This window comes from Archangium sp. (assembly GCF_036389735.1).
Lineage (GTDB): Bacteria > Myxococcota > Myxococcia > Myxococcales > Myxococcaceae > Archangium.
Genome location: NZ_DASVWK010001039.1, coordinates 1 through 12,651, shown reverse-complemented (window position 1 = coordinate 12,651; position 12,651 = coordinate 1). Strand labels below are relative to the sequence as shown.

Sequence of the window (12,651 nt, the reverse complement as noted above, 5' to 3'; positions counted from 1 at the left end):
GCTGACGGCTCGCGACCCCATCACCGGGTAGCACGGCCCTGCTTCAAGGCAGGCAGGAGTTTCCGAACGTGCAGCGGAGCCCCTGTCCACACAGGGCGTTGGTTCCGCAGCCGCACGTACCATCCGCCCGGAAAGTACGGTTTCCCATTTTTCCTGGATTGGATATTGATACACTTGTTCCAGGGGTGTATCAAACCGTGTGGAGTTCCCTCTCACAGGACAACACATGGCTCGTTCATGGATGCGGTGGAGCAGTGTCTTCGTCGGGTGTCTCATGGCCACGGGCTGCGGGGATGCCGGTACGTCGGGCGCGCGCGGTGAGGTCCAGGTCCAGGTCCCGCGGGCCACGGGGTCGCGCAACGAGATCTTCCGCGAGGCCAGCGCGCGTCACGGCGTGCGAGAGGACGTGCTCCTGGCACACGCGTACCTCATGGGCCGCTTCGAGGCCCCCGCCGCCGAGGAGCACGGTCCGGCGGAGGTGCGTGATGGGCATATCCACGTGCCTCGCTTCGGGGTGATGCACCTGACGGCGGAGCAGGTGACGCAGGGGGCCCGGGCCACGGGCCTGTCCGAGGCACAGGTGCGCGAGGAGCTGGAGGCCAACGTGCTGGCCGCCGCGGCCCTGCTGCGCGCCTCCATCAACGAGGCCGTGGGTACGGGCCAGACGCCCGGCTGGGAGCACTACCGCACCGCGGGAGTGAAGCTGACGGGCTTCCAGGAGCCCCGTGCCGCGGAGGGCTACGCGGAGGAGTTGATGACACTGCTGGGCCGCGGCCTGGACTTCACTACGCCGGATGGGGAGCGCCTCTCCTTCTCCGCGGTGGAGGCACTCGCGCGCGAGGTGGACACCGTCCAGCAGTCGGCCACCGCGCCCGGCGAGTACCCGCCGATGTCCTGGGTGGCCGCGCATCCCAACAACTACATCGTCGGCCGCAATGGCGGCTCGGTGAAGTTCGTGCTCGTCCACGTCACCGAGGGCGGCTACTGGGGCACCATCGACTGGTTCTCCCAGGCCAACCCGCCCCAGGCCTCCACCCAGTACGTCATCCAGTCCAGCACCGGCAACATCACCCAGATGGTGAGCGAGGCCAATGCCGCCTGGCACGCCGGCAACGAGTACTACAGCCTCAACTCCATCGGCATCGAGCACGAGGGCTACCTCAACAGCCCGAGCACCTGGTACACGGAGGCGATGTACCGCTCGTCCGCGTCGCTGGTGTGTGCGATTGCGAAGAAGTACGGCATTCCCGTGGACCAGCAGCACATCATCGGCCACTACCAGGTGCCCGATCCCTACCTGCTGTCGGCCTCCACGGCACCGGGGACGAACGCGCAGGTGCAGGCGGCGCCCTCGAACTGGGGCGGGGCCTCCAACCACTATGACCCGGGCTTCGCTGGCAGCGGCTGGAACTGGAGCTACTACCTGGGGCTCATCCGCGATTGCGTGAACGCGGCCAGCCTCTCGCCCGTCATCATCGACAGCAACGCGAACAACAACGACCCGGCCCGGGCGCGCATCGAGGTGTCGGCCAACTGGACGTCGGCCAGCAGCACGGCGGGCTACTACGGCACCGGCTACTTCTACGCCTCCACCGCGCCGGTGTCGGACGGGGCCAACTTCTGGTTCTACCTGCCCACGGCGGCCACTCGCACCGTGGACGCGTGGTGGACCACGGGCGGCAACCGTTCCACCACCGCCAACTTCATCGCCTTCGACGCGGCGGGCACCAAACTGGGCACCGCCTACGCCAACCAGCAGCTCAACGGCGGCAAGTGGAACACCCTGGGCACCTATAACTTCAGCGCCGGCTGGAACAAGGTGGTCCTCTCCCGCTGGACGACCGAGGGCTACGTCGTCGTCGCCGACGCGGTGCGCATCCGCTGAGGTTCCGGAGCATTCGAGCTCAAGACTGGACCTGGTCACTTCGACGTGGTCGGGTCCTCGCCGGACGGCGATTCCTCTGATCAGCAGGTCCCCCCTCGGGTCCGGCTCCGGGTATTCTCCGGCCATGCTTCCCGCACGCCCTCCCGCCGCTTCCTATGTGCTCATCGACGCCGAGAACGTCGACTGGGCCGTGTCCAATGTCGTGGGCCGCAAGCCCGAGCCCCAGGATCGTGTGCAGTTCGATCGCCTGGTGGCCTTTTGTGAGAACCATTTCCCGGCCCCCGTGCGCTGCGTCGTGGTGCTGAACGCCCGGGGCGAGCAACTGCCGGACGTGATGATCGGTTTCGTGCGCGCCCTGAAGTCCGCCGGCTGTGACGTGGCGCTCCTCCATGGCCGGCCCGACCAGAAGGTGGTGGACCTGGGCATCCTCAAGCTCCTGGAGGCCATCCGCACCCAGCGCCCCAAGGCCGCGGTCGCGCTCGCCAGCCACGATGGGGCCGACTTCGCGGACGCCCTGCGCACGCTGCTCGAGGAGAAGCGGCAGGTGGCGATCCTCGGACTGCGCGAGTACATGAGCCAGCGGTTCCGTGAGCTCGTCCCGGCCGGGCTGGAGATCCTCGACCTCGAGATGAACGCGAAGGTGTTCCAGCGTCCGCTGCCGCGCATGCTCCCGGTTCGCGTGGACGAGTTCGACGCCTCGCTCTTCCTGTAGCCCGGACCCAGGCGAGGAGGAGCCACGCATGGCGGACTTCGACATCAATGTCGACCCGGGTGAGGTCGGCCTGGACGCGCAGCGGCTGCGGCGCATCGACACGCATTTCCGCCGGTACGTCGACGACGGGCGGCTCGCGGGCTGGCAGGTGATGGTCTCGCGCCACGGCAAGGTCGCGCACCTGACCTCGTACGGGCTCGCCGACAAGGAGGCCGGCCGCTCCGTCGAGACGGACACCGTCTGGCGCATCTACTCCATGACGAAGCCAGTCACATCCGTCGCGGCGATGATGCTGTGGGAGGAGGGTGCTTTCGAGCTCTCCGACCCCGTCAGCCGGTGGCTGCCCGAGTTCGCGGAGCCGCGCGTCTACGTCGGAGGACCGGCGACCCGGCCGGTCACCGTGCCCGCGACCGAACCCCTCCGGGTGTGGCACCTGCTCACCCACACCGCGGGGTTGACGTATGGCTTCCACCGGGTGCACGTCACCGATGAGATCCACCGGCTCCGGGGCTTCGAGCTCGGCGCGCCGGAGGGCTTCGACCTCGCCGCGTGCGTCCGCGCGTGGGCCGAACTCCCGCTCACGTTCCAGCCCGGTGCGGAGTGGAACTACTCGGTGGCCACGGACGTCCTCGGTCGGCTCGTCGAGGTCCTGTCCGGACAGCCGCTCGACGTCTTCTTCTCCGAGCGCATCTTCGGCCCGCTCGGGATGAAGGACACCGCGTTCTGGTGTCCCGAGGACCGGCAGGGGCGCCTGGCCGCGCTGTACACGAGTGCCCCCGGACGCACCCAGGCGGTCCGCGCCGAGGGGCTCGGTCAGCGCGTGATGAAGCCCCCGAGCTGGTTGTCGGGCGGAGGCGGGCTGGTGTCGACGACGCGGGACTACACCCGCTTCACCTGGATGCTCCTGAACGGAGGCGAGCTCGAGGGCGCGCGTCTGCTCTCCCCGCGCACGGTCCGTTACATGACCCGGAACCACCTGCCCGGGGGGGCGGACCTCGCCGCCTACGGTCGCCCGTTGTTCGCCGAGACGCGGTACGACGGAGTCGGGTTCGGGCTCGGCTTCGGCGTGGTCATGGACCCGGTCGCCCACCGCACGTCGACGAGCGCGGGCGAGTTCCACTGGGGTGGCATGGCGAGCACCGCGTTCTGGGTCGACCCGGTCGAGGAGCTGACCGTCGTGTTCATGACCCAGCTCCTTCCGTCGAGCACCTATTCGCTCCGCACCCAGCTGCGCCAGCTCGTCTACCAGGCGCTCGTCGACTGAGACCTGGGTATGCTACGGAAAGCCCCCTCACCGAGAGGACCGTGCCGTGGGACGCATTTTCGAGACCCGTAAGACGACGATGTTCGCCCGCTGGAACAAGATGGCGAAGCTGTTCACGCGCATCAGCAAGGACATCGCCATCGCCGTCAAGGCGGGAACCTCCAGCCCCGATACCAACCCCGCCCTCCGCCGGGCGCTCCTGAACGCGCGCGCGGCCAACATGCCGAAGGACAAGGTCGAGGCCGCCATCAAGCGCGCCACCGGCCAGGATCAGCAGGACTACGAGGTCGTCCTCTACGAGGGGTACGGGCCACACGGAATCGCGCTGCTCGTGGAGACCGCCACGGACAACGTGGTCCGCACCGTCGCCAACGTCCGGATGCACTTCAAGGACTACGGCGGCAACCTCGGCACCACCGGCAGCGTCGGCTTCCTCTTCCAGCGGATGGGCGTCTTCCGGCTCGCACCCGAGGGGCTGGACCTCGAAGCGCTCGAGCTGGACCTCATCGACCACGGGCTTCAGGAGATGGGGGAGGGCACCGGCGAGAAGGGCGAGAAGCAGATCATCATCCGCTGTGGCTTCAACGACTTCGGGCACATGCAGGCCGCCATCGAGGCCCGTGGCCTCACGCCCCTGTCCTCCGAGTCCGAGTACATCCCGCAGACCCCCGTCGAGCTGCCCGAGGACAAGGCCAACGAGGTCCTCGAGCTGGTGGATGCACTCGAGCAGGACGAGGACGTGCAGCGGGTCTTCCACAACCTCGCGTAGCGTCAGCCCTCGACGTGGATGTGTAGCGGCTCCGGAAGCTGGCGCACCACGCAGTCTCCCGCGCTCCCATCTTCCCAGGCGAGCATGGCGAACTCCGCCGGGGCGTCGAGCGCGATGATGGGGTGGTGCCACACGCCCCGGTGGTAGTTCACTCCCTGGCCGGGGCCGCAGACGAACGCGGCGAGCCGCTCCACCTCGGGGCCGCCCGAAGCAGCCGTCGGCGCCACGCACACCAGGAAGCGCGCGCAGACCATGGGCAGGAAGGCCTGGCTGGAGTGCGGGTGGTGCTCCAGCAGCTTCACCGTGAACGGCAGCTTCTGCGGCACCGAGCGGAACACGGCGAGGTTCGGCTTCGCCCCACCGCGATCGCTCTCCAACTTCGCCGACCAGTCGAACCGTACCGCCGTGCCCTGGTTCGCCGACGAGCCGCTCTTCAACCCCGCGGAGACGACGTCTCCATACGGGGCGAAGGCGTCCGGCGTCAGCGGTCGCGCGAGGATGACCCGAGGCGTGCTCATGAGCCGCGGTACGTCGAGAAACCGAACGGGTTGAGCAGGAGCGGCACGTGGTAGTGCTCCGATGGCGCGTTCACCCGGAAGTCCACCGACACCGAGGGGTAGAAGCTCTCGGTGCCGAGCCGCGCGTAGTACGGGGCGATCTCGAAGGAGATCCGGTACACGCCCGCCGCGGGAACCGCCTCGAGCAGCGGCTTCACGCGTCCGTCCGCGTTCGTCACCCCACGCGCGAGCTCCTTCCATCCACTGTCCTGCTGCGCGTGCAGCGTCACCGTGACGCCCTCGGCGGGGCGCCCACGGGAGGTATCCAGGATGTGCGTGCTGATGCCCATGTGCCCCTCCTTCAGTGCTTCGTCAGCTGCTCGCGCAGCCACTTCTCCAGCCGCACGCGGGTGATCTTCGCCTGCTCCGCGGCGGCCGTCTCCACTTCATCGGTCTTGCCGCGCTGCACCCGCTGCTCGAGGAGCGCCAGCATCTCCGGCGCGCTCTTCCCCGTCGCGAAGACGATGAAGATGAACCCGAACTTCTCGAAGTACTCGTCGTTCAGTTTCGCGAGCCGCTCCAGGGTCTCCGCGTCCGCTTGAGCCACAGAGCGTTGCTCGCCCTGGCTCCACTCCGCGGACTTCTCGCTCTGGGGCGCCGCCTTCTTCGTCTGGCCGATGCGAGGGTGGGCGGCGAACGCCTCGAGGAAGTCCTTCGCCCCGAGCGACCACCACATCGCGTCCGCTTCCGCGAAGAGGGCCCGCACGCTCGCGAACGGCCGTCGCGAGATCATCCCGTTGACCCACGCGGAGGAGCCGCAGCAGGAATGGAACACCGTCCGCGCCGCCGGCTCGTCGAGCGCGTTCAAGCGCTTGAGCGCCGAAGCCTCCGCCTCGGTGTCGAGCGCGTACCCGAAGAGCCGGAGTCGGTTCACGCCTCCGTGCGGGAAGATGTGCACGCGCACGTGCGTGACGGGCATGGCGTGGACCGGCTCGAGCTGGTGACGTCGGTGCTGAACGAGCGCCGTCTTGTCCACGAGCACGCGCCAGCCGCTCGGAGCGGCGGACGTGAGCAGCGACTGGAGCATCTCCGCGTCCATGCCGGTGGCGTCCACCGCCTCGATGAGCGTTGCCTGCGGTGCGTTGCCCTTGAAGAAGTGCGTGTCGAGCTCGATGCGCTCGAGGACTCCACGCCGCGCGAGCTTCACCACCGCCCAGTCGCTGCCCGGGGTGCGCCGCCGCTTCGTCTCCCAGCCATCGCCCATGTTCACGCCGCGACCGGGAAGGAGCATGTTCGCCGGCGGCCCGAAGAACTCGTCACTCTTCGCCGCGATGGTGCCGCCGTTCTCCACGGCTCCCAGGTCCACGCTGCCCGAGCGCCAGAAGGTACGCTCCTCGGCCAGCACGTCGCCATAGATGCGCAGGCGCGCCACGCCACCATCCGGGTAGATGCGCAGCCGCACGTGCGTCACGCGCGGGCTCTCCTTCGCGAGCGTGAAGACGTTGGGGAAGTCCGCCTTCACCGGGCTCTGCTCGATGAGCGGAAACCACCGGGTGTCCTCGAGGAGCTGCGCCGGGGTGGCCGTGTAGGGCGCCTCGATGCCCTCGAGGGCGATCTGCTGGGGCGCGTTGCCCTTGAAGTGGGTCGTATCGACGAGCGCCCCGCGCACGCGACCTGGCGCACCCAGTCGGAGGATGGCGAAGTCGTGGCCGGGCTCGCGCTTGCGCTGCGACTCCCAGCCGTCCATCCACTTGCCCTTGTCGGTGTACTCGCCCTCGAGCCACACCGGGGGGCCCGGCTTGACCAGGTTCTCCTTGCCGGCGAAGTAGTCGTCGGTGGCGTAGAGCACGAACGTGCCGAGCACGTCGGCCGAGAGGTCCACGAGTCCCTTGAACTCCGCGGGGACGGGCTGATGCGTCGACACGAGTTACCTCCGAACCGCCACGAAGCGGCCAACGGTGGCTGGGGGTTGGGCGGAGGCCGAGTCATACGCCATCCGGCCGCCGACGAGGGTTTTCTTCACCTGACCGAAGAGCTTGCGGCCAGCGTACGGCGTCACCTGGTGGCGGTGGCGCATCGCCTCCGGCTGGACCACGAAGGAGGCTTCATCATCCCAGAGGATGAGGTCCGCGTCGTACCCCGGGGCGAGCCGTCCCTTCCGGTCCGAGAGGCCCGCGAGCCGCGCCGGGCCCTCGACGTTCCAGCGGAACATCTGCTCCACCGAGAGGCCGCGCTCCCGGGCCAGCGTCCAGAGCACCGACAGCCCGAGCTGGAGCGAGCTGATTCCGCCCCACGCCTGGAGGAAGTCGCCTACCTCCGGCTTCTTCAGCGCGGGCGTGCACGGCGAGTGGTCCGACACCACCATGCCGATCGTCCCGTCCTCGAGTCCGCGCCAGAGCAGCTCGCGGTTCTCCGCCTCGCGAATGGGCGGCGCGCACTTGAAGCTCGTCGCGCCCGCGACAATCTCCTCCGCGGTGAAGGCGAGGTAGTGCAGGCAGGTCTCGGCGGAAATCCGCACGCCATCCTGTTGCGCGGCACGGATCATCGGCAGCGCGGACGCGCTCGACAGGTGCACGATGTGCGCGCTCGCCCGGTGCTTGCGGCACAGGTCGATGATCATCGCGATGGCCTCGTCCTCCGCCGAGCGAGGCCGGGAGCCGAGGTAGGTGCGGTAGTCGCGCGGATCCTTCCCGGCGACCTCCCGCTCCGCGGCCTCGAGCGGGCCCGGCGCCTCCGCGTGGACGAGCAGGGTGAGCCCCAGGTCCCGAAGCCGGGGCAGCGCCACGTCCAGGTCCGCGCGCGAGACATGCGGGAACTCATCCACGCCGGAGGGGCAGGTGAAGCACTTGCAGCCGGGCACGCCGAACTTCGCGAGGCCCTCGAGCGCGTCCACGTTCCCCGGAATCACGCCGCCCCAGAAGGCCACATCCACGTGCAGCTTTCCCTCGAGTGCCGCGAGCTTCGCCTCGGCCGCCTCGCGCGTGGTGGTCGCGGGGATGCAGTTGAGCGGCATGTCCACGACGGTGGTGATGCCGCCCGCCGCGGCGGCCGCGGTCGCCGTCTCGAAGCCTTCCCACTCGGTGCGTCCCGGCTCGTTGATGTGGACGTGGCTGTCCACGACGCCGGGCGTGACGAGCAGGTCACCCGCCTCGACGACATGGGTGCCTGGGAGCACGGCGTCCACCGCCTCCACCTTGGAGATCTTCCCGTCCTGGATGTGAACCGCCGCGGGACGAATTCCCCGCGGCGTGAGCACGCGACGGCCGCGCACGACGAACGGCTGCATCTGTTCTCCTCCGGGTTCCCTGTGCTTCAAGCGCCAAAGGCGCGGATGAGTTTCACGAGGCCGTCCAGCGTCTGGGCGTCCTCCGCGAGCGGGGGATTCGGCGGCATCACCGGGCTCTTCCCCACCGCCGCACCACCCTCCAGGATGATCTTCCTGAGGGCCTCGTCGGTGACGCTCTGCTGCCAGGCCTTGTCGCTGAAGTCGCGCGGCCTGGGGTTCAGGGCCGCCGCCACCGCGCCGTCGCCGGCACCCTTCGCGCCATGGCAGGTGCTGCACACGGTGGCGAAGTAGGTACGCGCCGACTCCGGCACATCCGCCATGTTCGGCGCGGCCCTGGTCGCGGCGGCCACGGCGGCCGGAGCGGGAGCGATCACGGGAGGCGCGGCGAATTCGGGCATCTTCGCGCCTTCGGGCACCTCTCCGCCCTGGGCGAACCATGCCCCCACCAGCGCGCGCTCCTCGTCCGTCATGCCGGTGAGGTTCGCGAGCGGCATCGTCTTGGTGGCGACCGCACGCACGAAGACGCGGTCCGCGTGGGTGCGGATGGCGTCCGGCGTGTCGAGGATGACGCCTTGCGGCGGCGCGGCGAACATCGGGCTGGAGGGACGTGCCGCGTGGCAGGTGGCGCAGCGGGTCTGCATCACCGTGGCCACCTGTTCGAACTTCACCGGCGGCTTGCCCGCGTATTGCTCGAGCGCGGGATCCGGCGGCGGTCGCGTCAGCACCATTACCCCGAGGAGCGCGAGGGCCGTGCCCGCCCACATCACCGGCGGCGTCCTGGCGCGGAAGTTCATCGCGTACTTCAGTCCCGCGCCGACGATGAACAACAACCCCAGCACCAGCCACGGCATCGAGTTGCCGTAGGTGCTCGGGAAGTGGTTGGAGAGCATCGTGAACAGCACGGGCAGCGTCAGGTAGTGGTTCTGGATGGAGCGGCCCTTCGCGCGCAGGCCGTAGCTCGTATCCACCGGCTTGCCCTCGCGGGTCATCGCGAGCATGTGCCGCTGCGCCGGGATGATCCGGAAGAACACGTTCGCGGCCATGATGGTGCCGAGCGTGGCACCGACCTGGAGGAACGCGCCGCGTGCGCTGAAGACGCGGGTGAGCCCGAACGCGAGCCCGGTGATCAGCACGAGCCCCACCGCGGCGAACACCCGGTTGTTCTTCGCGAGCGGCGTCTTCCAGAGCAGCTCGTACAGGCCGTAGGCGAGCGGCAGGATGCCCAGGCTGATCGCCGTCGCCTGCGCGGCGGTGAGCGGGTAGACGCTCGGATCGATGAGCAGGGACGCGCCGTTGAGGTGGAAGACGATGACGAGCAGCAGGAAGCCGCTGATCCACGTCGTGTAGCTCTCCCACTTGAACCAGTGGAGCGTGGCCGGCATCTCGCCCTGGGCGAGCGACTTGCGCTTCACCACCTCGTAGAAGCCGCCGCTGTGGGTCATCCACAGCTCGCCGGTGACGTCGCCCTCACGAGGGCGGCTCGGCGCGGTGAGGTGGCTGTCGAGCCACATGAAGAGGAATGAATCTCCAATCCACATGATCGCCGCGATTACATGGACCCAGCGGACCAGGAGGTTCAGCCATTCTTGGAAGACGGCGTACATGGCCGGGGACTCTACCGCGTTTCCCTCCGGGCTCCAGCGCCCGCGCCGTGCCCCTCCAGCGTGTGAAATTCGACACCTGCTCCTCGATGCCGCCTACGATAAAAGGGGGGGGGCGGAGCATCCCGTACAGGAGCGGATATGAGCCATGCCGAAGACTTCTCGCGACAGGGATTCCTCGTACTGCCCGGCTTCGTCCCGGCGGCCTCCTGCGATGCCTTGAAGGCCCGGGCCGAGGCGCTGGTGGCCGGCTTCCAACCGGAGACGATCTCCGTCTTCTCCACGAGGGATCAGCCCCGGAGTTCGGACGACTACTTCCTGTCCTCGGGGGATCAGATCCGCTTCTTCTTCGAGGAGAACGCCTTCAAGCCGGACGGCTCGCTGCGCCAGGACAAAGCGCTGTCGATCAACAAGATCGGCCATGCGCTGCATGACCTGGACCCCCTCTTCGACCGGTTCTCCCGCACGCCGGAACTGGCGACCCTGGCCTCGGAGCTGGGCTTGAGGAGTCCGTTGTTGCTCCAGTCGATGTACATCTTCAAGCAGCCCTTCATCGGCGGTGAGGTCAACAGCCACCAGGACGCGACGTTCCTGTACACGGATCCGCTGACCTGCGTGGGCTTCTGGTTCGCCCTGGAGGACGCCACGCTGGAGAACGGTTGTCTGTGGGCGCTGCCCGGTGGGCACAAGCTGGGCCTCAAGAAGCGCTTCGTCCGCGCCGAGGGGGGGGGCACGGCGTTCCAGGTGCTCGACCCCACGCCACTGCCCGACGAAGGCATGGTGCCGTTGGAGGTGCCGAAGGGCTCCCTGGTCGTGCTCCATGGGTTGCTGCCTCACAAGAGCGGCGCCAACACCTCGCCCAAGAGCCGCCACGCCTACTCGGTCCACCTCATCGACGGCACCGCCCGCTATCCCGAGGACAACTGGCTGCACCGCTCTCCCGCGATGCCGCTACGGGGCTTTCCCCAGCACTGATGCCGAACGAACCGTCCACGGAGCGCTTCCGGTTCGTCTTCCTGGCGCTCGGTTTCCTCTGCGTCGGCCTCGGGGTCCTCGGCGCGTTCCTGCCGCTGTTGCCAACGACGCCTTTACTGCTGGTCGCGCTATGGGCGTTCTCGCGCAGCTCGCGTCGCCTCCACCACTGGCTCTATACGCATCCTCGCTTCGGGCCCCGGCTCCAGGCCTGGCAGGCGCACGGCGTCGTGCCGGTCCGGGTGAAGCTGACCGCCGTCACCGCCATGAGCGTGAGCTTCGCGCTCATGGCGTTCGTCCTGCGCGTGAAGTGGTACGTGCTCGCCGCGGCCGGGGTGTTCATGCTCGTCGGCGCGACGTATGTGCTCAGCCGCCCGAGCCGCCCTCCCGAGTAGGACGGTCCAAAAACGTCGCATGACTGGCACTGGGAGTGCGTGCGCGGCCCGTGCATGGTCGTGGGCCCGACCGCTCTGTAGACTGGGCGCCTCCCGGGGGTCTTTCACATGGGCGATGACAAGGGACTTCTCGAGCCTGGGACGCTCCTGGACAACCGTTACGAGGTGGTGAGCAAGCTCGGAGAAGGGGGCATGGCCACCATCTACCTGGTTCGTCACCTGGGGCTGCGGAGCCTGCATGCGCTCAAGGTGCCCGACCCGAGGCTCTTCCAGAGCCCCGAGGCCCGCCAACGCTTCACCAACGAGGGGCGCATCCAGGCGCAGCTGCGTCACCCCCACATCGTCCAGGTGACGGACTTCGTCATCAGCCCGGTGCCAGGACTGGTGATGGAGTACGTGGAGGGGGGCACGCTCGGTGAGCTGTGTGGCCAGAGCCCGGAGGGGAGGCTCGGCCTCGCGCGGCTCCGGGAGCTCTTCGCGCCGGTGTTGGAGGCGATGGAGGAGGCCCACGCGCATCGGGTGGTCCACCGCGACCTGACCCCCGGCAACATCCTCTTGAGCAAGGGGCAACCGGGGCGGATTCACCCCAAGGTGACCGATTTCGGCATCGCCAAGATGACGGAGGAGGAGGCGTCCCAGGAGCGGTATCGCACCCGGACGGGCGTGCTGCTGGGGACGCGGCCCTACATGAGCCCGGAGCAGATCCGCGGGGCGGCGGAGGTGGATGCGCGCACGGACATCTTCGCCCTGGGCGCCATCCTCTACGAGGCGGTGACGGGGCGGGTGGCCTTCGACGCGGACAGCGACTTCGAGATGATGACGCGCATCACCGAGGGCCGATACACCTCGCCCGAGCAGGTGGTGCCAGGTCTTCCGGAGGGCCTCGTCCAGTGCATCCGCAAGGCGTTGGCCGTGGACCCGGCCGAGCGCTTCCAGGACTGCGCCGCCTTCCGAGCCGCCCTCGCGCAGGCGCTGGAGCCTCGGCCCGAGCCCTCGAGCCCCGAGGTGTCGGTGCCCGCCCTGAAGGAGCCGGCTGCCCCGGCACCCGCCCCGGTTCCTCGGCGGAGGTTCCCGGTGGGGGTCCTCCCGTGGAAGGGCCTGTCGGGCGGGTTGGGTCTGGCCCTGCTGCTGGCCCTGGGGATGCTGGTGCTGGTGAGCAACGAGACGGAGGACCTGCGGGCTCTCCACGAGGCGGAGGCGCGGGGCAGCCAGCAGCTCAGACAGGAGCGGGATGCGGCCTTGCTCCAGCGGGATGCCGCCTTGAACCAGG

Annotated in this window: 12 protein-coding genes; 7 read left to right on the top strand and 5 right to left on the bottom strand. The window is 68.7% G+C overall.

The window, feature by feature from the left end; genetic code table 11:
- Positions 1-226 precede the first annotated feature (226 nt).
- The 4 genes from VF794_RS37160 to VF794_RS37145 all read left to right on the top strand — a co-directional run bounded on the left by VF794_RS37160 (position 227) and on the right by VF794_RS37145 (position 4,630).
- On the top strand, positions 227-1,885 hold the full coding sequence (locus tag VF794_RS37160; RefSeq protein ID WP_331118000.1) for an N-acetylmuramoyl-L-alanine amidase: 1,659 nt from the start codon (positions 227-229) through the stop codon (positions 1,883-1,885).
- Between the two features lie 124 nt (positions 1,886-2,009).
- Positions 2,010-2,597, top strand: a complete 588-nt coding sequence (locus VF794_RS37155) for an NYN domain-containing protein (RefSeq protein WP_331117998.1) — start codon at positions 2,010-2,012, stop codon at positions 2,595-2,597.
- A gap of 28 nt (positions 2,598-2,625) precedes the next feature.
- Positions 2,626-3,861, top strand: coding sequence for a serine hydrolase domain-containing protein (locus VF794_RS37150; protein WP_331117996.1), 1,236 nt, complete (start codon positions 2,626-2,628; stop codon positions 3,859-3,861).
- A 46-nt stretch (positions 3,862-3,907) separates the two neighbouring features.
- Positions 3,908-4,630 carry a YebC/PmpR family DNA-binding transcriptional regulator gene (locus tag VF794_RS37145; protein ID WP_331117994.1) on the top strand — a complete coding sequence of 241 codons (723 nt, stop codon included), beginning with the start codon at positions 3,908-3,910 and terminating at the stop codon, positions 4,628-4,630.
- A 2-nt stretch (positions 4,631-4,632) separates the two neighbouring features.
- Here VF794_RS37145 and VF794_RS37140 read toward each other — a convergent pair whose 3' ends face one another.
- From VF794_RS37140 to VF794_RS37120, 5 genes are read right to left on the bottom strand one after another with little or no spacing between them, the layout of a single operon-like run.
- Entirely contained in the window at positions 4,633-5,148 is a 516-nt protein-coding gene (locus tag VF794_RS37140) for an ureidoglycolate lyase (RefSeq protein WP_331117992.1), read from the bottom strand.
- Positions 5,145-5,477, bottom strand: coding sequence for a hydroxyisourate hydrolase (uraH, locus tag VF794_RS37135; protein ID WP_331117990.1), 333 nt, complete (start codon positions 5,475-5,477; stop codon positions 5,145-5,147). Before uraH ends, VF794_RS37140 begins: the two co-directional genes overlap by 4 nt.
- A gap of 11 nt (positions 5,478-5,488) precedes the next feature.
- Positions 5,489-7,051, bottom strand: a complete 1,563-nt coding sequence (gene alc, locus VF794_RS37130; protein ID WP_331117988.1) for an allantoicase — start codon at positions 7,049-7,051, stop codon at positions 5,489-5,491.
- Between the two features lie 3 nt (positions 7,052-7,054).
- Positions 7,055-8,413 (bottom strand): allantoinase AllB, encoded by a 1,359-nt coding sequence (allB, locus tag VF794_RS37125; RefSeq protein ID WP_331117986.1) that lies wholly within the window; start codon positions 8,411-8,413, stop codon positions 7,055-7,057.
- Between the two features lie 26 nt (positions 8,414-8,439).
- A complete protein-coding gene (locus VF794_RS37120) occupies positions 8,440-10,017 on the bottom strand; it encodes a urate hydroxylase PuuD (RefSeq protein ID WP_331117983.1) in 1,578 nt (525 codons plus the stop codon).
- A 138-nt stretch (positions 10,018-10,155) separates the two neighbouring features.
- Here VF794_RS37120 and VF794_RS37115 point away from each other — a divergent pair, with 138 nt between their 5' ends.
- The 3 genes from VF794_RS37115 to VF794_RS37105 form a co-directional block, all read left to right on the top strand.
- Positions 10,156-10,989 carry a phytanoyl-CoA dioxygenase family protein gene (locus VF794_RS37115; protein WP_331117981.1) on the top strand — a complete coding sequence of 278 codons (834 nt, stop codon included), beginning with the start codon at positions 10,156-10,158 and terminating at the stop codon, positions 10,987-10,989.
- On the top strand, positions 10,989-11,381 hold the full coding sequence (locus VF794_RS37110) for a YbaN family protein (protein ID WP_331117979.1): 393 nt from the start codon (positions 10,989-10,991) through the stop codon (positions 11,379-11,381). The genes VF794_RS37115 and VF794_RS37110 overlap by 1 nt, the downstream gene beginning before the upstream one ends.
- Positions 11,382-11,489: 108 nt before the next feature.
- Positions 11,490-12,651, top strand: a 1,162-nt coding sequence (locus tag VF794_RS37105; protein WP_331117977.1) for a serine/threonine-protein kinase, incomplete at its 3' end; no start/stop codon positions are given.

Excerpts from the sequence above, each read along its gene's own strand:
- VF794_RS37160 (WP_331118000.1), top strand. The coding sequence starts at position 227 with ATGGCTCGTTCATGGATGCGGTGGAGCAGTGTCTTCGTCGGGTGTCTC.
- VF794_RS37155 (WP_331117998.1), top strand. The coding sequence starts at position 2,010 with ATGCTTCCCGCACGCCCTCCCGCCGCTTCCTATGTGCTCATCGACGCC.
- VF794_RS37150 (WP_331117996.1), top strand. The coding sequence starts at position 2,626 with ATGGCGGACTTCGACATCAATGTCGACCCGGGTGAGGTCGGCCTGGAC.
- VF794_RS37140 (WP_331117992.1), bottom strand. The coding sequence starts at position 5,148 with ATGAGCACGCCTCGGGTCATCCTCGCGCGACCGCTGACGCCGGACGCC.
- uraH (WP_331117990.1), bottom strand. The coding sequence starts at position 5,477 with ATGGGCATCAGCACGCACATCCTGGATACCTCCCGTGGGCGCCCCGCC.
- allB (WP_331117986.1), bottom strand. The coding sequence starts at position 8,413 with ATGCAGCCGTTCGTCGTGCGCGGCCGTCGCGTGCTCACGCCGCGGGGA.
- VF794_RS37120 (WP_331117983.1), bottom strand. The coding sequence starts at position 10,017 with ATGTACGCCGTCTTCCAAGAATGGCTGAACCTCCTGGTCCGCTGGGTC.
- VF794_RS37115 (WP_331117981.1), top strand. The coding sequence starts at position 10,156 with ATGAGCCATGCCGAAGACTTCTCGCGACAGGGATTCCTCGTACTGCCC.
- VF794_RS37110 (WP_331117979.1), top strand. The coding sequence starts at position 10,989 with ATGCCGAACGAACCGTCCACGGAGCGCTTCCGGTTCGTCTTCCTGGCG.